The organism is Spirillospora sp. NPDC047418 (assembly GCF_040643275.1).
GTDB lineage: Bacteria > Actinomycetota > Actinomycetes > Streptosporangiales > Streptosporangiaceae > Spirillospora.
On the sequence record NZ_JBEYTW010000009.1, the window covers coordinates 56,629 to 81,588 of the forward strand.

Below are 24,960 nucleotides of genomic sequence, written 5' to 3' on the forward strand. Positions count from 1 at the left end.
ATGGCCCCCGCTACCCCTTCTTCCGGCAGGCAGAGCGGCCGCAAGCCGCTGATGGCCGGCAACTGGAAGATGAACAACGACCACCTCGAGGCGATCAGGCTCGTCCAGAAGCTGGCGTTCACCTTCAAGGACGCCGACTACGACGCCGTCGACATCGCCGTGCTCCCGCCGTTCACCGCGCTCCGCTCCGTGCAGACGCTCGTGGACGCCGACAAGCTCGGGCTCCAGTACGGCGCGCAGGACGTCTCCCAGCACGCCTCCGGCGCCTACACCGGCGAGGTCTCCGCGGCCATGCTCGCCAAGCTCGCCTGCGCCTACGTCGCCGTCGGGCACTCCGAGCGCCGCCAGTACCACGGCGAGGACGACGCGGTCGTCAACGCCAAGGCCAGGGCCGCGCTCGCCGCCGACATCACCCCGATCCTGTGCGTGGGCGAGGGCCTGGAGGTCCGCAAGGCCGGCGAGCACGTCCGGCACTGCCTGACCCAGCTCGACGGCGGCCTGGAGAAGATCCCCGCCGCCCAGGCGCGCCGCACGGTGATCGCCTACGAGCCCGTCTGGGCCATCGGCACCGGCGAGGTCGCCACCCCGCAGGACGCGCAGGAGGTGTGCGCCGAGATCCGCACGCGGCTCGCCGAGCTGTACGACGGCGGAGTGGCCGACGAAGTGCGTATCCTGTACGGCGGTTCGGTCAAGGGCGGCAACGTCGCCAAGCTCATGGCGCAGGACGACGTGGACGGCGCCCTGGTGGGCGGTGCCAGCCTGGACCCGGGAGAGTTCGTTAAAATCTGCCGGTACCGGGATCTCCCCGGCTGATCAAAACTGATCAATTCTGCGTCAACTGGGGGTTCTTGCCGAACCAGCGGCCAGTTCGTCGTACCCTTCGTAGCTGACGGGTAAACCGGCCCGGCCGACCCTCCGTCCCCGACCTACAGACAAAGGCGTTGAAGAATGATCATCGCATCGTCCATCGTGCTCATCGTCACGAGCCTGCTGATGGTCGTCCTCGTCCTGATGCACAAGGGCAAGGGCGGCGGCCTGTCGGACATGTTCGGCGGCGGCGTGTCGTCGTCCCTGGGCGGGTCGTCCGTGGTCGAGCGCAACCTCGACCGGCTGACGGTCGGCGTCGGGGTGCTGTGGTTCGCCTCGATCATCGTGCTGGGACTGCTGTTCAAGCACAAGGGCGTCGGCTGACCCACCCGTCTGGCACATGCGATCACCGCGCCGTCCCAGGAGGTCACGGACGGCCGCGGAACACCGAGCGAGGAGTAATCCGTGGGTAGTGGCAACGCGATTCGGGGCAGCCGTGTCGGGGCCGGTCCGATGGGAGAGGCGGAGCGCGGCGACGCCGCCCCCCGCGTCTGGGTGACCTTCTACTGCGCCAACCGGCACGAGACCCGCCCCAGTTTCGCGACGGACGTCGCCGTCCCCGAGACGTGGGACTGCCCCCGCTGCGGGTTCCCCGCCGGCCAGGACTCGGCGAACCCCCCGGCGCCGCCGAAGACCGAGCCCTACAAGACGCACCTCGCGTACGTGAAGGAGCGCCGCAGCGACGAGGACGGCGAGGCCATCCTGGAGGAGGCCCTCGCCAAGCTGCGCGAGAAGCGCGCCGCGGTGAAGCAGGCCATGGAGGCCGCGGCCCGCTGACTCCAGGGGGGCGACCCCTGGAACCCCCGTCAGCGACGCAGGCGATCCTCACGCCGCCGTTGCGGTCTTTTGTGCCCGTGGCGGCGGTGTGGCGTCGCTGCGGTCGCCTGCGTCGCCGGGCATGCCCGCTGCGCTCGCCGGCGCTCGCTCCGCGTGCCTGCCCGTGTTCCCGTGGTCGAGGTCCAGTCCAAGAGGGCTGGGCCTCAGTCGTTTTCGTGCGTGTCCGGTGGCGGGCGAATAATGTTCGGGGGTAGGGGGCTTTCGGGCGTGGTTCGCGTGCGGGAGTTCGGCTTCGGGCGGTCGGTTCGGGAGGGGTGGCGGTGGACGCGGTCGATCAGGCGATCCTGCGGCGGTTGCAGCGGGACGGGCGGCAGACGAACCGGGAACTGGCCGAGGCGGTGGGTATCGCTCCGTCCACCGCCCTGGAGCGGACGCGGGCGCTGCGGGCGAGGGGCGTCATCACCGGGTTCCACGCGGCGGTGGACTTCGAGCGGCTCGGCCGCGGCGTGCAGGCGCTGATCTCGATCCGGATCAGGCCGCAGTCGCGGGAGGCGATCGAGTCGGCGCGGGACGGCATGGCCGCGATGCCCGAGGCCGTCGGGGTCTTCGTCGTCACGGGCAACGAGGACCTGCTCATGCACGTCGCCGTGCCGAGTACCGCCTACCTGCGCGACTTCGTGCTCGACCGGCTCGCGCGGCGCAAGGAGTTCGTGGACGTCCGGACGATCGTCGTCTACGACTACGTCCAGCCGGTGGAGCAGGCCGAACTTCCGATGCCCGATCGGCGCTGACGCCGAACACCCGGCGGCGCGGCACCGCCGTGACAGGTCGAAGGCGAACATCTGACGGTTGTGATGTCCCTGGCCGAATGAATCACGGCTGAGTATGGAGACGTCCGTAGTTCCTTCTAGCTTCGGGCGTATGGATCGACGAAGCAATCTGTCCGGGTCGCTGCTCGTGCTCGCGGCCGGGGTGCTCTGGGGGACGGTCGGTCCCGCGCAGGTGCTCGCCGGGCCGGAGGCGGGCCCGGTGGCGGTCGGCGGGGCCCGGATCCTCTCGGGCGGGGTCGTCCTCGCCGTGCTGGTGCTCGTGGCGGACCGGCGCGCGTTCCGCGCGCTGGGGCGGCGGGCGTGGCCTCCGGTCGTGGCGGCCTCCGCCGCGACCGGGATCTTCCAGGCCGCGTTCTTCAGCGCGGTCGACCGCACCGGGGCCGCCGTCGCGACCGCCGTGGTGTTCGGGCTGGCGCCCGTCTCGACGGGGCTGTGCGAGCGGCTCGTCCTCGGCACGCGGCTCAGCCGCAGGTGGTGGGCGGGCACGGCGTGCGCCGTCGGCGGTGTCGCGCTGCTGACGGTGCCGGGGGCGGCCGTCCACGCCGACCCGGTGGGGATCGTGCTGAGCCTCGTGGGCGGGACGTGCTTCGGCGTGTACACCGTGTCCGCCAAGGTCCTCACGAGGCGGGACGTGGGCATGGCCGCCGCCGTGTCGGTCACGCTGCTCATCGGAGGAGCGGCCCTGCTCCCCTGGACGGCCGCGGAGCTGCCGTCGCTCGCGGAGCCCCGCTCGGCGGTGCTGGTCGCCTGGCTCGGGATCGCCGCGACGGCGGCCGCGTACATGTCCTTCGTCACCGGGCTGCGCCGGGTGCCGGCCGCGACCGCCGGGACGCTCAGCCTCGCCGAGCCGCTGGTCGCCGCCGCGCTCGCGATCGCCGTCCTCGGCGAGCGGATGCCGGTGCCGGTCGCGGCCGGGTCGCTGCTCCTGCTGGGCGGGCTGTTCGTCGTCTCCGTCCCGGCGAGGGCGCGGGCGGCCCGATATGATGGCGGGCACGTGACTGGCGCAGTCAAGGTGGAGACGACCACCGGGGAGCGAAACTAGTCCGCACGCCGCGCGCCTGGGTGTACGGGTCCCCTTCGCCGGGGCGCCCGAACGTCCCGGCGCGAGCAGCGCGGAGGCCCACGATGCACCAACCGCCCGTCCCCCACCTGCAGGACCGGGATCCCGAGATCGCCGGGCTGGTCGAGGCCGAGGCCCGCCGCCAGTACGAGAAGCTCCGGCTGATCGCGTCCGAGAACTACGTGTCGCCGGCGGTCCTGGAGGCCACCGGGTCGGTCCTGACGAACAAGTACTCCGAGGGCTACGCCGGCAAGCGGTACTACGAGGGCCAGCAGAACGTCGACCCGATCGAGCTGCTGGCGATCCGGCGGGCCGAGGAGCTGTTCGGCGCCGAGCACGCCAACGTCCAGCCGTACTCGGGGTCGCCCGCGAACCTCGCCGTCTACATGGCGTTCCTGGAGCCCGGCGACCCGGTGATGGGGCTGTCGCTGCCGATGGGCGGGCACCTCACGCACGGCTGGTCGGTGTCGGCGACCGGCACGTGGTTCCGGCCCGTCCGCTACGACGTGCGCGCCGACACCGGGCGGGTCGACATGGACCAGGTCCGCGACCTGGCGCTGAAGGAGCGGCCGAAGCTGATCTGGTGCGGCGGCACCGCGATCCCGCGGACGATCGACTTCCCGGCGTTCGCGGAGATCGCCCGGGAGGCCGGCGCGGTGCTCGCCGCCGACGTCGCGCACATCGCCGGGCTGATCGCGGGCGGCGCCCACCCGTCCCCGATCGGGCACGCGGACGTGGTCACCACGACCACGCACAAGACGCTGCGCGGGCCGCGCGGCGCGATGATCCTGTCGACGGCCGAGCACGCGAAGGCGGTCGACAAGGCGGTCTTCCCCGGCCTGCAGGGCGGCCCGCACGACCACACGACCGCCGCGATCGCCGTCGCGCTGAAGGAGGCGGCGCAGCCGGACTTCTCCCGGTACGCCCGGCAGATCGTCGCGAACGCGCAGGTGCTGGCCGCTGCGCTGGTCGACCGCGGCTACGACCTGGTCTCCGGCGGCACCGACAACCACCTCGTCCTGATCGACCTGACGAACAAGGGCGTCGCCGGGAAGCCGGCGGCGCAGGCCCTGGACCGCGCCGGGATCGAGCTGAACTACAACGCGGTGCCGTTCGACCCGCGCAAGCCGTTCGACCCGTCCGGGCTGCGGCTCGGCACCGCCGCGATCACCACCCGGGGGCTCGGCGAGGAGCACATGCCGCAGATCGCGGCGTGGATCGACGAGGTCGTGCTGGGCACCGCCAAGCAGGACGAGGCGGTCGCCGGACGCGTCGCCGGGAAGATCCGGGAACTGCTCGCCGGCTACCCGATGCCCGGCTGGGCGCCCGCGCCCTAGGCCGGCCGCAGGATCGTGATCATGCGCCAGGCTTCGGGGTCGGTGAGGGCCACGGTGCCCTCTCCGGTCCCGAAGTCGCCGTACTGGGCGACCGTGCGCAGGCCGTCGGCGAGGCGGATCGCGGCGTCCAGCTCGGTGGCGGTCCAGAAGCGGTAGGGGACGACGTCGCGGACCACCCGCGTGCCGTCCCCGTCCGTGATCGTCATCGTGACGTGGTCGTCGGCGATCTGGGTGACGGGGTCGAGTTCGTCGGACGGCTCGCCCCACCGCACGCTCGCCCGGACGCCGCCGCGCTCGACCGTCCAGCCGGTGCTGACGCTCGGGTCGTCGCCGAGCCGGTCGCGGGGGTGCGACATCTCCACGATGTAGAGGCCGCCGGGGGACAGGTGCGCGGCGGCGCGGCGCAGGTGCGCGACGAACGCGTCCAGCGTCATGAGGTGGGACGTCGAGTCGAGCATGGTCACGACGAGGTCGAACCGGCGGCCCAGGTCGAACCGGGTCATGTCGTCCTGGACGACCTCCACCTCGACGCCGGCGCGCCCGGCCTCGCGGGCGGCGTGGGCGCACATCGCCGGGTTCAGGTCGAGCGCCGTCGCGGCCAGCCCGCGCCGCGCGAACTCGCGGGCGTGCTCGGCCGGCCCGGCGGCCAGCTCCAGCACCGTCGCGGGCCCGGCGCCCAGCCCGGCGCACCAGCCGAGGAGCGCGTCCACCTCGGCCGGCACGTCGCGGAACGAGCACGCCAGCTCGTACGCCCAGGGGTCGTCGTAGATGCCGGTCACCCGGCCATCCTGCCAGCGGCCGCGTGTCACGCGACCGCCACGTCACCCTGAGCCCGCGGTTTCACATTCCGGACCGGGGGTTGAGCCGCCCGCGCCGACCGCCTAGCGTTCGGTAAGTGATCGACCCCGTGAGCGGTGAGCACGTCAACGACCGACCGCGGCGCGGCCCGTCCGCGACCCGGCTGCCGCTGCTGCTGCCCGGTTCGCTGACCGACGAGCAGCGCGCCGTGTACGAGGCGGTGACCGGCGGCCCCCGCGCCGAGGGCCGCACCCCGCCGTTCGGCATGGCCGACGACATCGGGCGGCTGCACGGCCCCTTCAACGCGATGCTCTACAGCCCGTCGGTGGGGCTGCCGCTGCAGGACCTCGGGGCCGCGCTGCGCTTCCGGACGGCGTTCACCAAGCGGGAGCGGGAGATCGCCACGCTGGTCGTCGCCGCGCACGCCCGGTCCGACTACGAGTGGTACGCGCACGAGCGGATCGGCCGCCGGCACGGCCTCACCGACGCCGAGACGGACGCGCTGCGGGCCGGCCGCGCGCCGCTGCTCGGCGACGTCCGCGAACGCGTCGTGTACGAGGCGGCCCGGCAGCTCGCCGCCGAGGGCGACCTCGCCGACGCCGTGTTCACCGAGGCGGTCGCGACGCTCGGCCGCGCCGCCGTCGTCGAACTGGTCACGCTCGTCGGCTACTACCAGGCGCTCGCGCTGCAGCTCCGGGTGTTCCGGGTCGGCCTCCCCGACGGCGAGGACCCGCCCGAGTGGCCGCCGGGGGACGCGGATGAGTGAGGTGCTGCGCACGGTGCGGCTCGCGCTGCATCCGGTCTCGATGCGCGACCACCGCGCGCTGCTGACGCACTGGACGGGCCCGCTCGTCCGCCGCCACCTGTTCGACGACCGGATGGTCACGCCCGTCCAGGTCAGCGAGATCATCGAGGCGAGCGAGCGGGACTTCGCCACCGAGGGCTACGGGCTGTGGGGGCTGCGCCCGGCCCGCTGGTCGGCCGGGATCGACGCGGCCGACGCCGCCGGTGCCGGGGCGGGCGCCGGGGCGGGCGATCCGCTGATCGGCGTCGCCGGGCTCGGCCACCACGAGGGGCCGCTCGGCCGGGGCGTGGACGTCGAGATCCTCTACAGCCTGGAGCCGGACCACTGGGGCGAGGGCCTCGCCGCGGAGGCGTCCCGCGCGGTGCTCGACTACGCGTTCGGGGTGGTCGGCGTGCACCGGATCACCGCCGAGATCGACACGGCGAACACGGCCTCGGCGGAGATCGCGCTGCAGCTCGGCATGCGGCGGTGGCGGGACGGCCCGTCCGGCCCCGACGGCGCCGCCTACTACGCCGCGGACCGCTCCCGCTGGATCGGATCCCGTCGAATCATCGACGCCGTCCCATAGAATCCGTTGCCACCTGTTGATTTCGCTACGGAATACAGCAGTATGTGCGCATGAGCTCCTCCACTGGCCGGGCGCCCCTCGCCGCCGGGTCCGGCAACGGCGGCGTCTCCTTCTGGTACCGGGACGCCGGCCGCCCCGAGCCGGGCCCCCGCCTCCCCGGGCCGCGCACGGCCGACGTCTGCGTCGTCGGCGCCGGATACACCGGCCTCTGGACCGCCTACTACCTCAAGCGCGCCCGCCCCGGCCTGCGGATCGTCGTGCTGGAACGCGAGTTCGCGGGGTTCGGCGCGTCCGGCCGCAACGGCGGCTGGGTGCTGGGCGAGATCGCCGGGTCGCGGGAGCGGTACGCGGCCCGGCACGGCCGCCCCGCCGCGATCGCGCTGCAGCGCGCCATGTTCGGGGCGGTGGACGAGGTCGTCCGCGTCGCCGCCGCGGAGGGCATCGACGCCGGCCTGGTGAAGGGCGGCGTGCTGCACGTCGCCCGCAACGCCGCCCAGCGCGCCCGGCTCGCCGCGATGGTCGAGGAGGCCCGCGCCTGGGGCTGGGCGGACGGCGACCTCGTCCCGCTGCCCGCCGCCGAGCGCGACGACCGGGTCCGCGTCGAGGGCGCGACCGGCGCGGCGTGGAGCCCGCACTGCGCCCGCGTCCAGCCCGCCGCCCTCGCCCGCGGTCTCGCCGCCGCGGTCCGGGGGCTCGGCGTGGAGATCTACGAGCGGACGCCGGTCGTCCGGATCAACCCGCGCCGCGGCGGCGCGGCCTCCGCGGTCACCCCGTGCGGCACCGTCACCGCCGATTACGTGCTGCGCGCCACCGAGGGCTTCACCGCCGGGCTGCCCGGCCACCGCCGCGACTGGCTCCCGATGAACAGCTCCATGATCGTCACGACGCCGCTGCCGGACGCGGCGTGGAAGGCGATCGGCTGGGAGCGGCGCGAGCTGCTCGGCGACATGGCGCACTACTACACCTACGCGCAGCGCACCGCCGACGGCCGCATCGCGTTCGGCGGCCGGGGCCGCCCCTACCGGTACGGGTCCCGCGTCGACGACGGCGGCCGCACCGATCCCGCCACGATCGACGCCCTCTGGACGATGCTGACCGCGATGTTCCCGGCCGTCGCCGGCGAGGGGCGGGTCGACCACGCCTGGTCGGGCGTCCTCGGCGTGCCGCGCGACTGGTGCTCGGCCGTCGTCCTCGACCACGCGAGCGGGATCGGGCACGCGGGCGGCTACACCGGGCACGGCGTCGCGACCGCCAACCTCGCGGGCCGCACCCTCCGCGACCTCGTCCTGCGCGAGGACACCGCGCTGACCGCGCTGCCGTGGGTGGACCGCCGCGTCCGCCGCTGGGAGCCCGAACCGCTGCGCTGGCTCGGCGTCCACGCGATGTACGCGCTCTACCGGGCCGCCGACGCCCGCGAGTCGGCCTCGGTGTCGGCGGGCACGTCCGCGCTGGCCCGCCTCGCCGACCGGATCACCGGTCACTGACGAGCCGCTGGACGTCCCCGTACGAGGGCGCGGGACGGTCGCCGTCCGCGCCGGTGACGCCGAGGGCCGCCGCGACGGCGGCCTGCAGCGCCTTGCGGAACGGCAGCGATCCGGTGCTCACGCGGTGCACGCCCAGCCGCGCGAGCCGCGCGTACTCGGTCCTTCCCGGCAGGTACAGGACGTTGAGCGGGACGTCCGCCGCCTCCAGCACGGCCCGGATGTCGGCGTCGTCCACGATGCCCGGGACGAAGATCCCGTCCGCGCCCGCCGCCGCGAAGGCGCGCGCCCGCCGCAGCGTCTCGTCCCGGTCGGGGTCGCCGAGCCAGAACGTGTCGGTGCGGGCGTTGAGGAACACCTGCGGCGCGGCCCGCTTCACGGCGCCGATGACCGTCAGCTGGTGGTCGAGGGGCACGAGCGTCCCGTCGGCACGGCCGTCCTCCAGGTTGATCCCGGCGATGCCGAACGAGGCCAGCTCGGTGACGAGTTCGGCGACGTCCGCGACCCGGTCGGAGAACCCGCCCTCGATGTCGACCGTGACCGGCACGGGCAGCCGCGACAGCACGCGGGCCAGGGCCAGGGTCTCCTCGCGCGTGCCGCCGGTCGCGTCGGCCTTCCCGGCCGCCGCCGCGACCCCGAGGCTCGTCGTGCCGATCGCGGGGAACCCGGCCTGCGCCAGCGCCGCGCCGCTGGCGAAGTCCCACGCGTTCGGCAGCACCAGCGGGCGGTCGCCGTGGTGCAGGTCGGCAAAGCTCATCGAACGTCCTCCGTCGGGTGCGGGACCGCCTCGATCACGCCGGCGGCCAGGTGCAGCGCGTGGCCGGTGCCGGGGCACGGCCGCCGGCCCGCGCCGAAGGTCAGGTGGGGGCCTTCCCGCCGGCCGGGGACGAAACGGCCGGGGTCCTCGAACACGGCGGGATCCCGGTTCGCGGCCCGCAGGTCGAGGGTCACCAGAGCGCCCCGGGGGACCGCGCGCCCGTCCACGTGGGCGCCGCTCGCGGCGATCCGGCGCATCACCGGGACGGGCGGGTCGAACCGCAGCGTCTCGGCGATGACGTCCTCGACCGGCACGCCGCGCGACTCCGGCCGCCGGAGGTGGGGCAGCGTGCGGCGCACGAGCGCGGCGGTCGCCGCGTGCGCCTGCATGAGGACGGCGATGCGGGCGGCGACCCGTTCGTCCGGGCCGGGGCCGAGGAGCCGGACGAGCACGGCGACGGCCTCGTCCGCTCCGTCCCCGCCCGCACCGGTGAGGTAGCCGGACGCGGCGGCGGGCACGGCCCGCGCGAGCGCGCCCCGGTCGGCCGCGCCCAGCGCCTCGCCGAGCACCAGGCTCGGGACCTCGCCGGGGTCGCCGCCGGCCCGGACGAGGTCGCGGGCGCGGCGGCGCAGGTGCCCGGGGTCGATGGCGTCCAGCGCGTCCACGGTGAGGGCGCGGCGCCGCTCGTGGTCCGCGCCTTCGCTGAACCGGCACACGGTCCGCCGCAGCCACGCCAGCGAGTGCCTTCGCGCGGCGTCCTCGGCCGGTGCGACGGCGAACCGCGCGTCCGACAGGACGGCGACGGCGCCGGCGTACCGGGTGATGACCAGCTCTGTGCTCTCCACGTCCCCGAATCTAGGGACGGGTCGTTTCAGCCGCGGTCGAAGTGTCCGCCGCGCCAGGTGGGGAGGGGGCGGCGGCCCGTCGCCGCGTCGAAGGCGGCGCGGGCCAGCAGGCGGGTGGAGTCGAGCGTGGGCAGCGGCGACACGCCGGGCGTGACCAGGAGCGGGATCTCGGTGCACACCAGCGCGACGGCGTCGCAGCCGCGTTCGGCGAGTCGGCCGATGATCCGGGCGTACTCGCGGCGCGAGTCGTCGGTGAAGACGCCGTTGACCAGTTCGTCGAAGATGATCCGGTTGACGGTCTCGCGGTCGGCGGCGTCCGGGACCTCGGCGGCGATGCCCCGCGCCGCCAGCTCGCGCGGGTAGACCGGGCCGTCCATCGTGTAGCGGGTGCCGAGGACGCCGACGCGGGTGCGGCCGTCGCGGGCGGCCCGGTCGGCGACGACCTGCGCGATGTGCAGGCCCGGGAGCGGCAGGTCGTCGCCGGGGCGTTCGAGCGCCAGGTGGGCGGTGTTGTCGGGGCAGGCGAAGAAGTCGGCGCCGGCCGCCGCGAGCCGCCGGACGCTCTCGGCCAGGATCGCCCTGATCGCGTCGTGGTCGCCGGCGTCCCAGGCGGGCATGCTGCGGGCCAGCGCGATCAGGTCGAGCGTCACGTCCGGGTGGTCGTCGGGGCCGAGCTCGCGGAACCCCTCCTGGCAGAAGGTCCGGAAGCACAGCGCGGCGCCCTCCGCGCTGTGGGCCAGGATGCCGAGATGCCTCATGGCGCCGACCCTACTGTGATCTTCCGGACGCGCTCAGGCCAGGAGGGACGTCAGGCGGCTCAGGTCCGCCAGGCCGGCCAGGCCGTAGGCCAGCTCGGTGATCTGCCCGGCCCGCGGCTCCGGGACGCGCCGGACGGCGTTGAGGCGGAACTTCGTGGCCAGCTCGTCCGCCGAGAGCGGGTTGCCGGGACCGCCGCGGTTGGCGTCCACGCGCTCCTCCAGGACGGTGCCGCCCCGGGTGCGGACGCGCAGGACGGCGGGGAACTGGTACGGGAAGATCTCGTCGCAGCGGGGGTCGGGCACGCAGCGGACCTTCGCCGCGAGCGCCAGCCGGGCGGGGTCCGCGGCGGCCGCGTCGGTGAAGTCCTCGTGGAAGACGCCGAGGCCGCCGCCGCCGAGCAGCGCCGCCGCGACCGTGTAGGGGCCGGAGAACGCGGCGTGGTACCCCGACGTGGGCCGGATCTTGTCCTCGTGCGGCTCGCCGATGGTCCGCAGGACGGGCGTGGGCGCGCCCAGCTCGATCGACTCGACGTCGGCGGGGTCCAGGCCGGCGGCGCGCAGCCGGAGGGCCGCGTCGATGCCCGCGTGGGTGAAGTGGTTGCACGGGTACGGCTTGAAGAAGATGCCGGGCAGCTCCCAGTGCTCGCCCAGGCCCGAGGTGAGGGCGTCCAGATCGACCTGGTCGCCGCAGAACGCCTGGAGGAAGCCGAAGCGGCCTTCGAGGACGGTCGGCGGCCCGGTGATGCCGGTCCGGGCGAGGCCGGCGGCGGTGACGGCGGCGTGCGCGGCCCAGCCGCAGTGGATCCGCTTGACGGTGCCGCCGGTGCGGTTGGCCTCCAGGATGCCCGAGCCCATGCTGGCGGCGATGCCCATCGCGTCCGCGATGCCGGCGGCGTCCAGGCCGGAGAGCATCGCGGCGGCCGCGGCGGCACCGACCGTCCCGCAGATCGCGGTGGCGTGCTGCCCGCGCTCGAAGAACACCGAGTTGCCGAGGTCGCGGTCGTATCCGGCCATGCCGAGCCGCACGGTGATCTCGACGCCCACCCCGACCGCGTCCAGCAGCGCGGCGCCGGACGCGCCCCGGGCCTCGGCGACGGCGAGCGCGGCGGGGACGACCGACGCCGACGGGTGCAGGACGGACGGCAGGTGCGTGTCGTCGAAGTCGAGCGAGTGCGCGAGCGTCCCGTTCAGCAGTGCGGCGCTCGGCTCGGGCAGCCGCGTCCCGGTGCCGATCGCGGTGGCGCGGCCCTCGCCGCCCCACTCGGCGGTGAGCGCCCCGACGGCCTTCGCGGGCGGTTCGCCGGTCGCGGCCAGGCTGTTGCCGAGGACGTCCAGGACGCGGCGCGCGGCGTCGGCGCGCAGCTCCGGCGGCAGGCCCCGGGCGCCGGCGGACGCGGCCAGTCCGGCGAGCCGCTGGACGGGCGTGGCGGCGGTCATGCCGTCACCGCCGCGAGGGGGCGGACGGGGGAGCCGGTGCCGCCCTTGATCCGCAGCGGGGCCAGCACGAACACGAACTCGTGCAGCCCGGCCTCGGCGAGGGCCTCCAGGTTCAGGTGCTCCAGGATGAAGATCCCCGACTCGACCAGCAGGATCCGGTGCACGGGCAGCACCGCGTGCCCCGCGCCCTCCGGGATCTGCTCGTAGGCGGTCGTGTCGGCGCCGGTCGCGGCGATCCCCCGCTCGGCGAGCCAGCGCGCCGCGTCCGGGGTCGCGCCCGGGACCCCGGTCTCCTTGCCGAGGTAGGCGGTGGTGTCGCCGAAGTTGCGGGCCCACCCCGTGCGGATCAGCGCGACGTCGCCCTCGCCCGGCTCGGTCCCGGCGCGCTTGGCGGCCAGCTCCAGGTCCTCGGCGGTGACGCCGTAGCCCGGCGGCAGCGTCGCGACCTCGTGCACCGCGGCCACGTCGAGCAGGACGCCCCGGCGCAGCAGGCCGGGCAGGTTCTCGGCGCCGTGGCTGGTGAAGGCGCCGCCGCGCTGGGCGTCGGCGGCGGAGATCCCGCCGTGCAGCTCGCCGTCGTGGCTGACGTGGGACAGCGCGTCGATGTGGGTGCCGACGTGCCCGCCGGTCACGATGATCTCGTTGGCGGCGGACCCGCCGTCCGGCCGCTCCATGTCGCCGTGCCGCCGGATCAGCGTCATCCGGAACCCGGGGTGGTTGGGCGAGCAGGGCATGCCGGTGAAGAACGGCTGGCCCAGCTCGATCAGCCGGACGCCGCCGGCGACGGCCGCGAGCAGCGGATCCTGGGTGGTCATTTCTGGCCTTCCTTGACGGGGCGGGCGGCGGACTCGGCGGACGCGGCGGCGTCGAGCAGCCAGGCGGCGCGCTCGACGACGGCCTTGTCCACGAACCGCCCTGAGGAGTCGATCCACGCGGCGTCGCCGTGGTCGGCGAGCCGGCTCATCAGGTCCCTGGCCCAGGCGACCTCGTCCGGGTCGGGGACGCACGCCTCGTGGACGGCGGGGATCTGCGCGGGGTGGATCACCGACCGGCCGAAGAACCCGGCCCGCCGGGCGGCGAGGGTGTCGGCGCGCAGCCCGTCCAGGTCGCGGACGGCCGTCCACACGCTCTGCGGCGGGGACGGGAGCCCGGCCGCGCGGGCCGCCACGACGACCCGGGAGCGCGGCCAGGCCAGCGCGTCGCCGCCGGCGACCCGCAGGTCGGCGGCGAGGTCGGCCTCGCCGAGCGAGATCCCGGCGACCAGCGGGTGCGCGGTCGCGAGGAGCAGCGCGTTCTCGACGCCGAGCGCCGACTCCAGGATCGGGTACACCGGCACACCGAGGCTGTCGGCGGCGCGGTGCAGCTCGTCGGGGTGCTCGCACTTGGGCACCCGTACCCCGGCGAGCGCGGCCGGCGCGGTCGCGAGGAGGGCGAGGTCGGCGGCGCCGTCCGGGGTGCCGGGCGCGTTGATCCGCACGTAGGCGGCGTGCCCGGCGGCCAGCGTCTCCAGGACGGTGCGGCGGGCGTCCTGTTTGGCGGCCGGCGCGACCGCGTCCTCCAGGTCGAGGATCACCGCGTCGGCGCCCGACGCGAGCGCCTTGCCGATCCGGTCGGGCCGGTCGCCCGGCACGTACAGCCAGGAGCGCGGCGTCACCCGATCACGCCCTTGCCGCGCAGGTCGGCGAGCCCGGCCTCGTCGACCCCGTAGCGGGCGAGGATCTCGGCGGTGTGCGCGCCGAGCGGCGGCCCGGCCGAGTCGATCCGGCCCGGGGTCTGCGACAGCCGGAACAGGATGTTCTGCATCCTCACCGGGCCGAGTTCGTCGTCGGGGACGGTCGCGATGGTGCCGAGCGCCTCGAACTGCGGGTCGGTCATGACGTCGGCTGCGGTGTAGATGGGCGCGACGGCGGCCTGCGCGTCCTCGAACGCCTGCACGACCTCGTCCCGGTCGCGCTCGGCGATCCACGACCCGACGGCCTCGTCCAGCAGGTCGGCGTGCTTCGCGCGTTCCGCGCCGGTCGCGAACCACGGCTCGTCGATCAGCTCGGGCCGGCCGACCAGCCGCATCACCCGCTCGGCGATCGACTGGGCGCTGGTGGAGACCGCGACCCAGCCGCCGTCGCGGGTGCGGTAGGTGTTGCGCGGCGCGTTGTTGTGCGACCGGTTCCCGGTGCGGGCCTGCAGCTCGCCGAGCTGGTCGTAGGTGATGATCTGCGGGCCGAGCAGCGTCAGGATCGGCTCGATGATCGCGAGGTCGACGACCTGCCCCTCGCCGGTCGCCTCCCGCGCGCGCAGCGCCGTCATCACCGCGAACGCGGTGGTCAGCGCGGCGATCCCGTCGGCGAGGCCGAACGGCGGCAGGGTCGGCGGGCCGTCCGGCTCGCCGGTGATCGCGGCGAACCCGCTCATCGCCTCGGCGAGCGTGCCGAACCCGGGCCGCCTGGCGTACGGGCCGGTCTGCCCGAACCCGGTGACCCGCGCCAGCACGAGCCGGGGGTTGATCTCCTTCAGCTCGTCGTAGCCGAGGCCCCAGCGCTCCAGCGTCCCGGGCCGGAAGTTCTCGACCACCACGTCGGCGTCGGCGGCCAGGCGGCGGAACAGGTCCTGCCCCTCGGGGGAGCCGAGGTAGAGCGTCATCGCCTTCTTGTTGCGGCCGAGCATCTTCCACCAGAGCCCGACGCCGTCGCGCTGCGCGCCGTGGCTGCGCACCGGGTCGCCCTTCGGGTGCTCGATCTTGATGACCTCGGCGCCGAAGTCGCCGAGCAGCGTCGCGGCGAGGGGCCCGGCGAACAGCGTGGCCGCGTCGAGCACCCGGACCCCGGACAGGGCGTCGGTCATGGACGGTACCGCCTTCATCGACAGATCGTTCCGCTAAGAGAAACGAGGATCAGCAGTCGGCCGGTTCGCGGAGGCGCCCCGGGTTTCCCAAATTGGCACTGCTTATCGAGTTAAGTCAAGTTCCGCTCAGATATTGACCCGGTGGCGTGGCGGATGCCACCATGACGCATCACAAGCAGAGTGTTCCTCTAGGCGGAACAATGTCGGGCGGGAGGGGTGAATGTCGGCTCGAAAGCTCGCCGCCGGGCTCGGCGCGTGCGCGGTGCTGCTGGCCGCGGCCGGCTGCGGCGGCTCGGCTCCGTCCGGCGCGGCCGGGGTGGCCGCCGGCCGCGACCGGGGCCCGGTCAAGATCGGCGCGCTGCATCCGGTCAGCGGCGCCAACGCGGTGGACGGCCAGCAGATGCGGCGCGGCGCGCGGATGGCCGTGGAGGCGATCAACGCCGCGGGCGGCATCAGGTCCCTGGGCGGGCGCAAGGTCGAGCTCGCGACGGGCGACACCCAGGGCAAGGCCGAGGTCGGGCAGAGCGAGGCCCAGCGGCTCATCTCCGCGGGCGCCGTCGGGCTCGTCGGCACCTACCAGAGCGCCGTCAGCACGAACGTCGCGGTCGTCGCCGAGCGCAACCGGGTGCCGTTCGTCATGGACGTCACCGCCTCCGACGCGATCTTCGCGCACGGCTACCGGTACGCGTTCCGGGTCCAGCCGGGCAGCGCCGCCATCGCCGGCGCCGCCGCCCGCTACCTCAAGGAGGTCTCAGAGCAGGCGGGCAAGCCCGTCCGGAAGGTCGCGTTCCTGCACGAGCAGACCGACTTCGGCAGCGGCGCCGCCGAGGCGTTCACGCGGGCGGCGGAGAAGCTCGGCATCGAGGTCGGCCCGAACATCAGCTACGACGCGCTCACGGTCTCCGACCTCACCGCGCAGGTCACGCAGGTCAAGGCGTCCGGCGCGGACGTCCTGGCCGTCGCCGGCTACTACCGCGACAGCCTGCTCGCCGCCAAGGCGATCGCCGCGGTGAAACCCGCACTGAACGCGGTCTGGGGCGTGTCGAACGGCGCCTACGACCAGCCGAAGTTCGTCGCCGACGCCGGGCCGGTCGCCGAGCGGATCTTCAGCACCAACTACCACTTCGACGCCAAGGACCCGCAGACCGCGCGGCTGCGGGCCGACTACCAGCGCCGCTACGGCGCCCCCATGCGCACGGGCGCGGTCCTCGCCTACGACGCGGTCCAGGTGATCGCGCAGGCGGTGGAGCGCGCGGGCGGCACCGACGCGGAGAAGGTGCGCGACGCGATCGCGGCCTCGAAGGTCGAGCCCCTCACAGTCGGCACCGGCCCGATCTCCTTCGCCCCCAACGGGGACAACGAGACCGCGCTGCCCGTCCTCATGCAGGTGCAGGGCGGCGAGGTCAGGCAGGTCTACCCGCCGGACAAGGCCGAATCCAAGCCCAACTACTCGGTGACGTGGCGGTCATGAGCAACATCGGAACCAACGCGCAGTCCCCACCCGCCCCCGCCGTCCGGCGCCGCCCGCTGCTCGGCGGCGACGGGACGGGGCCCGTCCTCAAGCGCGCCGCCGTCACCGGCGGCCTGGTGGCGGTCGCGATCGCGGTCGCCCTGCTCAAGTCCGGCAGCGGCCTGGTCGTCTGGCAGTCGGTGGTCACCGGCCTGCTGATGGGCGGCCTGTACGGGCTCATCGCGATGGGCCTCACGCTGATCTTCGGCGTGCTGGACATCGTCAACTTCGCGCACGGCGCGCTGCTCGCCATCGCGATGTTCATCGCGTTCGGCGTCGTGCGGGGCACCGGCGTCCACCCCTACCTGGCGCTGCTGGTCGCGGTGCCCGCGCTGTTCCTGGTCGGCGCGGTCGTGCACCGCGGCCTGCTCAGCGGGGCGGGCGGCGGGTCGCTGGAGAACCAGCTGCTGATCACGCTGGGCCTGTCGCTGCTGCTGGAGAACGGCCTGCTGATGTTCTTCGGCGCCGAGCCGAAGACCGTCGCGCTGCCCGGCGACTTCCAGCTCTCGCTGTTCGGCGCCGTCGTGTCCGGCGCGCGGCTGTACGCCTTCATCGGCGCGCTGCTGGTCGGCGCGGTGCTGTTCTGGCTGCTGCGCCGCACCCGGTTCGGGACGGCGATCCGCGCGGTCGCCGCGAACGGGCAGGGCGCGGAGCTGGTCGGCGTGAACGTCCGGCGCGTCCACACGCTGACGTTCGGGATCGGCACGGCCTGCGCGGGCGCCGCGGCCGTGCTGGCCGCGCCGCTGGTCACGGTCACGCCCACGCTCGGCGAGCAGTTCAACATCACCGCGTTCGTCGTCGTGGTGCTCGGCGGCATGGGCAACGTCGCCGGCGCGCTCGTCGGCGGGCTGCTGATCGGGCTGGTCGAGCAGCTCACCACGATCTACATGGACGGGCAGAGCTCGCTGCTCGGCGTGTTCGCCGTCTTCGTGATCGTGCTGTTCCTCCGGCCGCAGGGGCTCTTCGGGAGGCGCGCATGACCGGCATCACGCTCACCGGCCGGCCGGGCGCCGCCGGCCGCCCGGTGAAGGCGCCGCCGCTGCGGCCGCAGAACCGGCAGCTCGCCGTCCTCGCGGTGCTGCTGGCCGTCGCGATCCCGCTGCCGCTGGTGCTGCCGCCCGCGCAGGGCGCCGTCGCCGTCCGCATCCTGATCTTCGTGCTGATGGCCATCGGCTGGAACGTGATGAGCGGCTTCGGCGGGATGTTCAGCTTCGGGCACGCCGCGTTCTTCGGCCTCGGCGCCTACACCAGCGCCTACCTGCTCGTCGAGCACGACGTCTCGCCGTGGATCGGGATGCTCGCCGGGATGGCGGTCGCCGCCGCCGTCGCCGTGGTCATCGGCTACTTCGCCTTCCGGTACAAGCTGCAGGGCGCCTACTTCGCCCTGGCGACGTTCGCGTTCGCCGAGATGCTCCGGCTGATCGTCACGACGACCGACTTCACCAACAAGGCGGTGGGATTCACCGTCCCGCTGATCCAGGGCTCGTCGTTCTGGAAGATCCAGTTCGCGGCGGACTCGCCCGCCTACTTCTGGATCGCGCTCGGCCTCGCCGGTCTCGCGGCCGCCGCGAGCATCCTGTTCCTGCACTCGCGGACGGGCCGCTACGTCACCGCGATCCGCGACGACGAGCTCGCCGCCGCGTCCCTCGGCACCCCGGTCCTGCGGTACAAGCTGGTCACGGTCGCGCTGTCGGCCGCGATCACCGCGGTCGCCGGCGCCTTCTACACGCAGTACTACCTGTTCGTGAACCCGGACCTGGCGTTCGGCGCGTCGGTGTCGATCCAGGCGATCGCGACCGTGGTCATCGGCGGCATCGGCACGATCTGGGGCCCGGTCGTCGGCGCCATCATCCTCGGGGCGCTGTCGGACGTCACCGCGACGCTGCTGCGGACCCCGCCCGACTTCCTGAACTTCCTGCAGGGGCGCAGCGGCCTGGACGTCGCGCTCTACGCGGTCCTGCTGATCCTGATCGTCCGGCTGCTGCCGAAGGGCATCGTCGGCACGATCGCCGAGAGGTGGCGCAGATGAGCATCCTCAACGTCTCCGGCGTCGGGAAGGACTTCCGCGGCCTGCGGGCCCTGTCGGACGTCGGCTTCGAGGTCGGGCAGGGCGAGATCCTCGGCATCATCGGCCCGAACGGCGCCGGGAAGACGACGCTGTTCAACGTCATCTGCGGCGCCCTCGCGCCCGACGCCGGGCAGGTGGTGTTCGGCGGGCGGGACGTCACCGGCACCTCGCCCGACCGCATCGCCCGCGCCGGGATGGTCCGGACGTTCCAGCTCATGCGGCCGTTCGGCAGCATGACGGTGCTGGAGAACGTCGGCCTCGCCGCCCAGCACCGGCGCGCGTCGCCGCACCGGCTGCGGGAGCGGTCCCTGGACGTCGTGGAGCGCGTCGGCCTCGGCGAGTGGGCGCACCGCAACGCCACCGAGCTGCCCACGGCCGGGCTGAAGCGGCTCGAGCTGGCCCGCGCGCTCGCGATGCGGCCGAAGGTGCTGCTGCTGGACGAGGTGCTCGCCGGGCTCGTCCCGTCCGAGCGCGAACCCGTCCTGGACCTGCTCGCCGTGCTCCGCGAGGAGGACGGGACGACGCTGCTGTTCATCGAGCACATCATGGCCGCCGTGATGCGGCTGTCGGACCGGGTCCTGGTCCTGGACCAGGGCCGGGTGCTGGCCACCGGCTCGGCCGCGGAGGTCACCTCCGACCCCCGCGTGATCGAGGCGTACCTCGGAGAGGAGCCGGCCGATGCTGGAGATTGAGAAGCTGTGCGCCGGATACGGGCGCATGCGGATCCTGCACGACATCGACCTGCGGCTCGGCGAGGGCGAGATCGTCGCGCTCGTCGGCGCGAACGGCGCGGGCAAGACCACGACGCTGCGGGCGGTGTGCGGGCAGCTGCGGCCGATGTCCGGGACGATCACGTTCGCGGGGGCGTCCACCGCCGGGCGGCGCCCCGACCAGCTCGTCCGCGACGGGCTCGTACACGTCCCCGAGGACCGGGCCCTGTTCGGGACGCTCACCGTCGAGGAGAACCTGCGGATGGGCGCCTGGACCCGCCCGCACGCCGAGGTCGAGGCGGGGATGCGCGAGGTGTTCGAGCTGTTCCCCGTCCTCGCCGAGCGCCGCGCGCAGGTCGCGCAGACCTTCAGCGGCGGGCAGCAGCAGATGCTCGCGATCGGCCGCGCGCTGATGGCCCGGCCGAAGCTGCTCATGCTGGACGAGCCGTCCACCGGCCTGTCGCCCAAGCTGACCTGGGCGGTGCTCGACGCGGTCAAGCGGATCCGCGACACCGGCGTCGCGGTGCTGCTGGTCGAGCAGAACGCCAAGCAGGCCCTCGGCATCGCCGACCGCGCCTACGTGCTGGAGAGCGGCTCGGCCGTCCTGCACGGGACCGGGGCCGAGCTGGCCGGGTCCGCCGAGGTCAGGAAGGCGTACCTGGGGCTTTGATGGATGCGGAGAAGGCCGCCGCCCGGCTGGGGGAGTGGGTCGCGGCCCTGGACATCGCGGACGTGCCGGGCCCGGTGCTCGACCGGCTGTCGCTCGTCCTGCTCGACGCCGCCGGCGTGACCGCGCTGGGCGCCGGGCAGGCGGAGACGGCCGCGCTGCGGTCGGCGTGGAACGCCCCGGACGGGCCCGCGCCGCTCATCGGCGCCGGCCGGTGCGCCTCGGTGGACGCGGCCGCCTGGCTGAACGCGATGGCGCTCGTCTGCCTCGAACTGGACGAGGGCAACAAGTACGCGAAGGGGCACCCGGCGGCGCACGGACTCCCGGCCGTGCTGGCGCTGGCGGCCGAGCGGGACGCCTCCGGCCCGGACACGGCCGCCGCGCTGCTGGCCGCCTACGAGGTCGCGTCCCGGTTCGGGCGCGCGACCCGGCTGCGGCCGGGCGCGCACCCGCACGGCAGCTGGGGCGTGGCGGGCGCCGCCGCCGGCTGCGCGCGGCTGCTCGGCCTCGGCCCGGAGGCGGCGGCCGCCGCGATCGACACCGGGGCGGGGCTGCCGGTCGCCGGCCACTTCGCCTCGGCGACCGGCGGGAACCCGGTGCGGGACGCCTGGATGGGCGCGTCCAACGTGTCCGGGCTGGTGGCGGCGCGGATGGCGGCGGCCGGAATCGCCCGCAACACCGGCACGGCCGCGCTGTCGCTCGGCACCCTGCTCGGCGAGTTCGACCCGGCGGAGCTGACCGGCGGGCTCGGCGAGCGCTGGGACATCACGCGCGGCTACTTCAAGCGGCACGCGTCCTGCTCGTTCACCCATCCCGCCGCCGACGCCTGCCTCGGCCTGCGCGGCGGTCTCGACCCGGCGCGGATCACCGGCGTCCTGGTCGAGACGCACGCGCTCGGCGCTGGGCTGGCGTCGCCGCAGTGGCACAACCGGCTGTCGGCGATGTTCTCCACCCCGTTCGCGGTCGCCGCCGCCCTGCTGCACGGCGAGGTCGGGCCGCGCGCCGCCCTCGACGACCCGGCGCTGCGGGCGCTGGCCCGGCGCGTCCGGGTGGCGGAGGCGGGCGACCTGACCGCGCGCCTCCCCGACGAGCGCGCCGCCCGCGTCACCGTCGAACTGGACGACGGGACGGCCCGCACCCGCGAGGTCCCGAACCCCGTCGGCGACGCCGACCACCGGCCGCTCGAAGAGGCGGACGTCCTCGCGCTGCTGCGGGGATGGCTGCCCGGCCGGGAGCACCTGATCGACCGGGCGGCGGCCCTCGCCCGCGACCTGCCCGCCCTGGACCACGTCGGGGAGCGCCTGCGCGGCCTCGCCGGCGACGAGACGAAGGAGGAGCGATGACCCGCGCCCTGGCCGTGACGCCGATCCACCTGCCGGCGGAGGAGATCCGGCGGCGGCAGGCCCGCTACGACCGGCTGGCGCCGCCGGGCCTGTCGGTCGAGCTGCGCGACGTGGGCCCGGCCGCGCCCGGGGCGCTGGAGGACGAGGCGTCGATCCGCGCGTCCGAGCGGGAGGTCGCCGCCGCGCTGGCGCGGGCCGGGGACGGATTCGACCTCGCCTTCCCCGACTGCGTGCTGGACCCGGCCGTCCCCGGCGGTCCGGCCGCCGGCCGGGGCGTTCCGGTGAACGGCCTGCTGAAGCTGAGTAGTATGCACCTTTCTGCGAAGAATGTTCGGTTTGGTGCGGTGGTGCGGAACGAGGCGATCGGCGCGGAGCTGGGCCGCCGCCTCGCGGCCTACGGCCTGGACGGGTACGTCGCCGGGATCGCGGTACTGGAGCTGCCCTTCGACGCCATCGCCGACACCGCCGCCTGGAACGCCGCCCTCGGCGAGGCCGTGGACGCGCTCGCCGCCGCCGGCGCCGCCGCCGTGATCAACGGATGCTCGGCCGTCGACGTCCAGGAGGACGGGTTCCGGGCCCGCGTCGTCGACCCGACGGCCCTGGCCCTGCAGCTCATGACCGTGGAGGCGAGCGCATGACCGACGGACCCGACCTCGTCGTCGCGGGCGCCGGCGGCGGCCTCGCCGGGGCGCTGCGCGCCGCCGAACTCGGCCTCAGCGTGGTCGTCGTCGAGGCGAGCGAGCACTTCCGGCGCGGCAACAACACCTCGATGTCGACCGCGATGTTCCCCGGCGCCGGCTCCCGCTGGCAGGCGGAGGAGGGCGTCGGCGACTCCCCGGACCGGTTCGTCGCCGACATCATGGCCAAGACCAAGGGCCGCGCCGACGCCCGCCTCGCCCGGACGCTCGCCCAGGTCAGCGCGCCGCTCGTGGAGTGGCTCGCCGACTCGGCCGGGCTGCCGCTGTCGCTGGTGACCGACTTCAACTACCCGGGGCACTCCGTCCCGCGCTGCCACTCCGTCCCGGGCCGGCACGGGTCCAGCGTGATCGACCACCTGGCCCGGCGCGTCCGCGAGCACCCCGGCATCGACCTGCTCGTCCCGGCGAGGCTCGCCGACGTGGCGACCGGCCCGGAGGGCGCCGTGCGGGCCGCCGTCGTCCAGTACCCGGACGGGACGACCGAAGAGATCCCGACCGGCGCGGTGCTGCTCGCCACCAACGGCTTCGGCGCCGACCGCGCCCTCGTCGAACGGCACCTCCCCGAGATCGCGGGCGCCCTCTACCAGGGCAGCGACCAGTCGCTCGGCGACGCCCTCCGCATCGGCGGCGGGCTCGGCGCCGCCACCGGCTACCTGGACGCCTACCAGGGGCACGGCGCCGTCGCCGCCGGCGCGGGCACCCTCGTCGGCTGGGCCACGATCATCCACGGCGCGGTCATGGTCGACCTCGGCGGGCGCCGGTTCGGCGACGAGACCCGCGGCTACTCCGAGTACGCCGCCGAGCTCGCCGCCCGCCCCGGCTCCACCGGCTGGATCGTCCTGGACGAGACGATCTTCGAGCAGTGCCAGAAGTTCAAGGACTTCCGCGACACCGTCGAGTCGGGCGTCCTCGTCCGGGCCGGCGACGCCGGGGAGCTCGCCAAGGCCACCGGCCTCCCGCCGGACGCCCTCGCCGAGGAGCTGGCGGCGAGCGCCGCCGCCGCCCGCGGCGACCGCCCCGACGCGCACGGCCGCACCCACTGGGAGCGGCCGCTCGCCGCGCCGTACGCCGCCGTCCGCGTCGTCCCCGCCCTGTTCCACACCCAGGGCGGCCTGATCGTCGACGAGGCCGCCGCCGTGGTCGACCCCGGCGGCCGTCCCGTCCCCGGCCTGTACGCGGCGGGCGGCGCCGCCGCCGGGATCTCCGGCCACGGCGCCGACGGCTACCTGCCCGGCAACGGCCTGCTGCCCGCCTTCGGGCTCGCCTACCTGGCGGCCGGCGCCATCGCCCGCCGCGACAACGCCACCCGCGAGAACTGAGGAGAAGACTCATGGCGACTACCGAGCTGCTGCTGAAGAACGTGCGGGTGGTCCGTCCCGACGCCCCCGAGGGCACCGAGCCGGAACGCGCGGACATCGCCGTCAACGACGGCACCATCGTCCGCGTCGCCCCGGACCTGCCGGACGACGACGCCGCCACCGTGATCGACGGGCGCGGGCGCCTCGCCTTCCCCGGCGTCGTCGACGCCCACCAGCACTGGGGCATCTACAACGAGCTGGCCGCCGACACCCGCACCGAGAGCCGCGCCAGCGCCCAGGGCGGCGTCACGACCTCCCTGACCTACATGCGCACCGGCCAGTACTACCTGAACAAGGGCGGGCCGTACCGGGAGTTCTTCCCCGAGGTGCTGAGCACCGCGCAGGGCAACGCCTACGTCGACTACGCCTTCCACCTCGCGCCGATGATGGCCGAGCACATCAACGAGATCCCGTACCTCGTCGAGGAGCACGGCGTCACGTCCTTCAAGATCTTCATGTTCTACGGGAGCCACGGGCTGCACGGGCGCTCGTCCAGCCAGAGCGACTTCCTCATGACGCCCTCGGACGAGCGCTACGACATCGCGCACTTCGAGTTCGTCATGCGCGGCATCCAGAAGGCCCGCGAGCAGCTCGCCGACTACGCCCCGCACATCTCGCTGTCGCTGCACTGCGAGACCGCCGAGATCATGACGGCCTACACCCGGATCGTCGAGCAGGACAGGTCGCTGTCCGGGCTGCGCGCCTACAGCGCGTCCCGGCCGCCGCACTCGGAGGGCCTCGCCGTCACGATCGCGTCCTACCTGGCGCACGAGACGGGCCTGCCGAACATCAACCTGCTGCACCTGTCGTCGGAGAAGGCGCTGTCGGCCGCGCTGACCATGGCGGGCGCGTTCCCGCACATCGACTTCCGCCGCGAGGTCACCATCGGGCACCTCCTCGCGGACGTCGACACCGCGCACGGCCTCGGCGGCAAGGTCAACCCGCCGCTGCGCGACCGCTCCGACGTCGAGGCGCTGTGGCGGCACGTCCTCGCCGGCGAGGTCGACTGGGTCGTCAGCGACCACGCCTGCTGCCGCGACGAGATGAAGTTCGGCGCCGACCGCGACGACATCTTCCTCGCCAAGTCCGGGTTCGGCGGCGCCGAGTACCTGCTGCCCGGCCTGGTCGGTGAGGGCCTCAAGCGCGGCCTGCCGCTGCAGCGCGTCGCGCAGCTGACGTCCTGGAACCCGGCCCGCCGCTACGGGCTGGTGAACAAGGGCACCATCGCCGAGGGCTACGACGCCGACATCGCGCTGGTCGACCCCGAGGTGTCCTGGACGGTCCGCGCCGCCGACTCCGAGTCCACGCAGGAGTACACGCCGTTCGAGGGGTTCGCGATGACGGCCCGCGTCACCGACACCTTCGTCCGCGGCAACCGCGTGTACGCGGACGGCAGGGTCGTCGGCGAGCCCGTCGGCCGCTACCTGCACCGCGGCCGGTGAACCCTA

At 74.5% G+C, this 24,960-nt stretch carries 25 protein-coding genes, 1 pseudogene and 1 riboswitch; of the genes and pseudogenes, 18 read left to right on the top strand and 8 right to left on the bottom strand.

All coding sequences use genetic code 11. The features are described from left to right. From tpiA to glyA, 6 genes and pseudogenes are all read left to right on the top strand, one after another. Positions 1 to 813 carry a triose-phosphate isomerase gene (tpiA, locus tag ABZ806_RS07830; RefSeq protein WP_500216078.1) on the top strand — a complete coding sequence of 271 codons (813 nt, stop codon included), beginning with the start codon at positions 1 to 3 and terminating at the stop codon, positions 811 to 813. Between the two features lie 135 nt (positions 814 to 948). Next, a complete protein-coding gene (secG, locus tag ABZ806_RS07835) occupies positions 949 to 1,191 on the top strand; it encodes a preprotein translocase subunit SecG (RefSeq protein WP_131937371.1) in 243 nt (80 codons plus the stop codon). 81 nt (positions 1,192 to 1,272) lie between these two features. Then, a complete protein-coding gene (locus ABZ806_RS07840) occupies positions 1,273 to 1,644 on the top strand; it encodes an RNA polymerase-binding protein RbpA (RefSeq protein WP_500216079.1) in 372 nt (123 codons plus the stop codon). A gap of 320 nt (positions 1,645 to 1,964) precedes the next feature. Continuing rightward, the gene (locus ABZ806_RS07845) at positions 1,965 to 2,435 is read left to right on the top strand and encodes an Lrp/AsnC family transcriptional regulator (RefSeq protein ID WP_500216080.1); all 471 of its coding nucleotides are present in this window, start codon (positions 1,965 to 1,967) and stop codon (positions 2,433 to 2,435) included. A 130-nt stretch (positions 2,436 to 2,565) separates the two neighbouring features. Then, positions 2,566 to 3,414: pseudogene (locus ABZ806_RS07850) on the top strand (DMT family transporter); the annotation flags it as partial. Positions 3,415 to 3,458: 44 nt separating this feature from the next. Continuing rightward, a riboswitch (ZMP/ZTP riboswitch) is annotated at positions 3,459 to 3,545 on the top strand. 54 nt (positions 3,546 to 3,599) lie between these two features. Next, positions 3,600 to 4,871, top strand: a complete 1,272-nt coding sequence (glyA, locus tag ABZ806_RS07855) for a serine hydroxymethyltransferase (protein WP_500216081.1) — start codon at positions 3,600 to 3,602, stop codon at positions 4,869 to 4,871. On the opposite strand, the gene ABZ806_RS07860 is transcribed toward glyA, so the two are convergent. Then, complete coding sequence (locus ABZ806_RS07860) at positions 4,868 to 5,650, bottom strand: class I SAM-dependent methyltransferase (protein WP_500216082.1); 783 nt, start codon at positions 5,648 to 5,650, stop codon at positions 4,868 to 4,870. The genes glyA and ABZ806_RS07860 overlap by 4 nt on opposite strands. Positions 5,651 to 5,766: 116 nt before the next feature. On the opposite strand from ABZ806_RS07860, the gene ABZ806_RS07865 reads away from it, so the two are divergent. Genes ABZ806_RS07865 through ABZ806_RS07875 form a run of 3 tightly spaced genes read left to right on the top strand, consistent with a single transcriptional unit; the run spans position 5,767 to position 8,526 of the window. Then, on the top strand, positions 5,767 to 6,435 hold the full coding sequence (locus tag ABZ806_RS07865) for a carboxymuconolactone decarboxylase family protein (RefSeq protein WP_500216083.1): 669 nt from the start codon (positions 5,767 to 5,769) through the stop codon (positions 6,433 to 6,435). After that, the gene (locus tag ABZ806_RS07870; RefSeq protein ID WP_500216084.1) at positions 6,428 to 7,042 is read left to right on the top strand and encodes a GNAT family N-acetyltransferase; all 615 of its coding nucleotides are present in this window, start codon (positions 6,428 to 6,430) and stop codon (positions 7,040 to 7,042) included. Before ABZ806_RS07865 ends, ABZ806_RS07870 begins: the two co-directional genes overlap by 8 nt. A gap of 50 nt (positions 7,043 to 7,092) precedes the next feature. Continuing rightward, positions 7,093 to 8,526, top strand: a complete 1,434-nt coding sequence (locus tag ABZ806_RS07875) for an NAD(P)/FAD-dependent oxidoreductase (RefSeq protein ID WP_500216085.1) — start codon at positions 7,093 to 7,095, stop codon at positions 8,524 to 8,526. Here the strand turns inward: ABZ806_RS07875 and ABZ806_RS07880 are convergent. Genes ABZ806_RS07880 through ABZ806_RS07910 form a run of 7 tightly spaced genes read right to left on the bottom strand, consistent with a single transcriptional unit; the run spans position 8,513 to position 15,158 of the window. Next, positions 8,513 to 9,280 carry an isocitrate lyase/PEP mutase family protein gene (locus tag ABZ806_RS07880; protein ID WP_500216086.1) on the bottom strand — a complete coding sequence of 256 codons (768 nt, stop codon included), beginning with the start codon at positions 9,278 to 9,280 and terminating at the stop codon, positions 8,513 to 8,515. The genes ABZ806_RS07875 and ABZ806_RS07880 overlap by 14 nt on opposite strands. Further along, a complete protein-coding gene (locus tag ABZ806_RS07885; protein ID WP_500216087.1) occupies positions 9,277 to 10,125 on the bottom strand; it encodes a cytochrome P450 in 849 nt (282 codons plus the stop codon). Before ABZ806_RS07885 ends, ABZ806_RS07880 begins: the two co-directional genes overlap by 4 nt. 26 nt (positions 10,126 to 10,151) lie before the next feature. Continuing rightward, positions 10,152 to 10,883, bottom strand: a complete 732-nt coding sequence (locus ABZ806_RS07890; RefSeq protein ID WP_500216088.1) for an aspartate/glutamate racemase family protein — start codon at positions 10,881 to 10,883, stop codon at positions 10,152 to 10,154. 33 nt (positions 10,884 to 10,916) lie between these two features. Then, on the bottom strand, positions 10,917 to 12,320 hold the full coding sequence (locus ABZ806_RS07895; RefSeq protein ID WP_500216089.1) for an MmgE/PrpD family protein: 1,404 nt from the start codon (positions 12,318 to 12,320) through the stop codon (positions 10,917 to 10,919). Continuing rightward, positions 12,317 to 13,135, bottom strand: coding sequence for a cyclase family protein (locus ABZ806_RS07900; RefSeq protein WP_500216090.1), 819 nt, complete (start codon positions 13,133 to 13,135; stop codon positions 12,317 to 12,319). The genes ABZ806_RS07895 and ABZ806_RS07900 overlap by 4 nt, the downstream gene beginning before the upstream one ends. After that, positions 13,132 to 13,974 (bottom strand): HpcH/HpaI aldolase/citrate lyase family protein, encoded by an 843-nt coding sequence (locus ABZ806_RS07905; RefSeq protein ID WP_500216091.1) that lies wholly within the window; start codon positions 13,972 to 13,974, stop codon positions 13,132 to 13,134. Before ABZ806_RS07905 ends, ABZ806_RS07900 begins: the two co-directional genes overlap by 4 nt. Continuing rightward, a complete protein-coding gene (locus ABZ806_RS07910; protein WP_500216092.1) occupies positions 13,971 to 15,158 on the bottom strand; it encodes a CaiB/BaiF CoA transferase family protein in 1,188 nt (395 codons plus the stop codon). Before ABZ806_RS07910 ends, ABZ806_RS07905 begins: the two co-directional genes overlap by 4 nt. A 220-nt stretch (positions 15,159 to 15,378) precedes the next feature. Between ABZ806_RS07910 and ABZ806_RS07915 the strand changes: the two genes are divergently transcribed. From ABZ806_RS07915 to ABZ806_RS07955, 9 genes are read left to right on the top strand one after another with little or no spacing between them, the layout of a single operon-like run. Next, positions 15,379 to 16,629 carry an ABC transporter substrate-binding protein gene (locus ABZ806_RS07915; RefSeq protein ID WP_500216093.1) on the top strand — a complete coding sequence of 417 codons (1,251 nt, stop codon included), beginning with the start codon at positions 15,379 to 15,381 and terminating at the stop codon, positions 16,627 to 16,629. Next, a complete protein-coding gene (locus ABZ806_RS07920) occupies positions 16,626 to 17,648 on the top strand; it encodes a branched-chain amino acid ABC transporter permease (protein ID WP_500216094.1) in 1,023 nt (340 codons plus the stop codon). The genes ABZ806_RS07915 and ABZ806_RS07920 overlap by 4 nt, the downstream gene beginning before the upstream one ends. Beyond that, the gene (locus tag ABZ806_RS07925) at positions 17,645 to 18,697 is read left to right on the top strand and encodes a branched-chain amino acid ABC transporter permease (protein WP_500216095.1); all 1,053 of its coding nucleotides are present in this window, start codon (positions 17,645 to 17,647) and stop codon (positions 18,695 to 18,697) included. The genes ABZ806_RS07920 and ABZ806_RS07925 overlap by 4 nt, the downstream gene beginning before the upstream one ends. Beyond that, complete coding sequence (locus tag ABZ806_RS07930) at positions 18,694 to 19,428, top strand: ABC transporter ATP-binding protein (protein WP_500216096.1); 735 nt, start codon at positions 18,694 to 18,696, stop codon at positions 19,426 to 19,428. The genes ABZ806_RS07925 and ABZ806_RS07930 overlap by 4 nt, the downstream gene beginning before the upstream one ends. Further along, positions 19,415 to 20,116: an ABC transporter ATP-binding protein gene (locus ABZ806_RS07935; protein WP_500216097.1), complete on the top strand. Its 702-nt coding sequence runs from the start codon at positions 19,415 to 19,417 to the stop codon at positions 20,114 to 20,116. Before ABZ806_RS07930 ends, ABZ806_RS07935 begins: the two co-directional genes overlap by 14 nt. Then, positions 20,116 to 21,456, top strand: a complete 1,341-nt coding sequence (locus tag ABZ806_RS07940; protein ID WP_500216098.1) for an MmgE/PrpD family protein — start codon at positions 20,116 to 20,118, stop codon at positions 21,454 to 21,456. The genes ABZ806_RS07935 and ABZ806_RS07940 overlap by 1 nt, the downstream gene beginning before the upstream one ends. After that, positions 21,453 to 22,094, top strand: a complete 642-nt coding sequence (locus ABZ806_RS07945) for an aspartate/glutamate racemase family protein (protein WP_500216099.1) — start codon at positions 21,453 to 21,455, stop codon at positions 22,092 to 22,094. The genes ABZ806_RS07940 and ABZ806_RS07945 overlap by 4 nt, the downstream gene beginning before the upstream one ends. Next, positions 22,091 to 23,473: an FAD-dependent oxidoreductase gene (locus ABZ806_RS07950; protein WP_500216100.1), complete on the top strand. Its 1,383-nt coding sequence runs from the start codon at positions 22,091 to 22,093 to the stop codon at positions 23,471 to 23,473. The genes ABZ806_RS07945 and ABZ806_RS07950 overlap by 4 nt, the downstream gene beginning before the upstream one ends. 11 nt (positions 23,474 to 23,484) lie before the next feature. Next, positions 23,485 to 24,954 (top strand): dihydroorotase, encoded by a 1,470-nt coding sequence (locus ABZ806_RS07955; RefSeq protein WP_500216101.1) that lies wholly within the window; start codon positions 23,485 to 23,487, stop codon positions 24,952 to 24,954. The last annotated feature ends 6 nt before the right edge of the window (positions 24,955 to 24,960 follow it).

What these genes read in the sequence shown, in the direction of transcription:
- tpiA (WP_500216078.1), top strand. Translation starts at nt 1, where the DNA reads ATGGCCCCCGCTACCCCTTCTTCCGGCAGGCAGAGCGGCCGCAAGCCG.
- secG (WP_131937371.1), top strand. Translation starts at nt 949, where the DNA reads ATGATCATCGCATCGTCCATCGTGCTCATCGTCACGAGCCTGCTGATG.
- glyA (WP_500216081.1), top strand. Translation starts at nt 3,600, where the DNA reads ATGCACCAACCGCCCGTCCCCCACCTGCAGGACCGGGATCCCGAGATC.
- ABZ806_RS07870 (WP_500216084.1), top strand. Translation starts at nt 6,428, where the DNA reads ATGAGTGAGGTGCTGCGCACGGTGCGGCTCGCGCTGCATCCGGTCTCG.
- ABZ806_RS07875 (WP_500216085.1), top strand. Translation starts at nt 7,093, where the DNA reads ATGAGCTCCTCCACTGGCCGGGCGCCCCTCGCCGCCGGGTCCGGCAAC.
- ABZ806_RS07880 (WP_500216086.1), bottom strand. Translation starts at nt 9,280, where the DNA reads ATGAGCTTTGCCGACCTGCACCACGGCGACCGCCCGCTGGTGCTGCCG.
- ABZ806_RS07890 (WP_500216088.1), bottom strand. Translation starts at nt 10,883, where the DNA reads ATGAGGCATCTCGGCATCCTGGCCCACAGCGCGGAGGGCGCCGCGCTG.
- ABZ806_RS07895 (WP_500216089.1), bottom strand. Translation starts at nt 12,320, where the DNA reads ATGACCGCCGCCACGCCCGTCCAGCGGCTCGCCGGACTGGCCGCGTCC.
- ABZ806_RS07900 (WP_500216090.1), bottom strand. Translation starts at nt 13,135, where the DNA reads ATGACCACCCAGGATCCGCTGCTCGCGGCCGTCGCCGGCGGCGTCCGG.
- ABZ806_RS07910 (WP_500216092.1), bottom strand. Translation starts at nt 15,158, where the DNA reads ATGACCGACGCCCTGTCCGGGGTCCGGGTGCTCGACGCGGCCACGCTG.
- ABZ806_RS07915 (WP_500216093.1), top strand. Translation starts at nt 15,379, where the DNA reads ATGTCGGCTCGAAAGCTCGCCGCCGGGCTCGGCGCGTGCGCGGTGCTG.
- ABZ806_RS07920 (WP_500216094.1), top strand. Translation starts at nt 16,626, where the DNA reads ATGAGCAACATCGGAACCAACGCGCAGTCCCCACCCGCCCCCGCCGTC.
- ABZ806_RS07925 (WP_500216095.1), top strand. Translation starts at nt 17,645, where the DNA reads ATGACCGGCATCACGCTCACCGGCCGGCCGGGCGCCGCCGGCCGCCCG.
- ABZ806_RS07930 (WP_500216096.1), top strand. Translation starts at nt 18,694, where the DNA reads ATGAGCATCCTCAACGTCTCCGGCGTCGGGAAGGACTTCCGCGGCCTG.
- ABZ806_RS07935 (WP_500216097.1), top strand. Translation starts at nt 19,415, where the DNA reads ATGCTGGAGATTGAGAAGCTGTGCGCCGGATACGGGCGCATGCGGATC.
- ABZ806_RS07940 (WP_500216098.1), top strand. Translation starts at nt 20,116, where the DNA reads ATGGATGCGGAGAAGGCCGCCGCCCGGCTGGGGGAGTGGGTCGCGGCC.
- ABZ806_RS07945 (WP_500216099.1), top strand. Translation starts at nt 21,453, where the DNA reads ATGACCCGCGCCCTGGCCGTGACGCCGATCCACCTGCCGGCGGAGGAG.
- ABZ806_RS07950 (WP_500216100.1), top strand. Translation starts at nt 22,091, where the DNA reads ATGACCGACGGACCCGACCTCGTCGTCGCGGGCGCCGGCGGCGGCCTC.
- ABZ806_RS07955 (WP_500216101.1), top strand. Translation starts at nt 23,485, where the DNA reads ATGGCGACTACCGAGCTGCTGCTGAAGAACGTGCGGGTGGTCCGTCCC.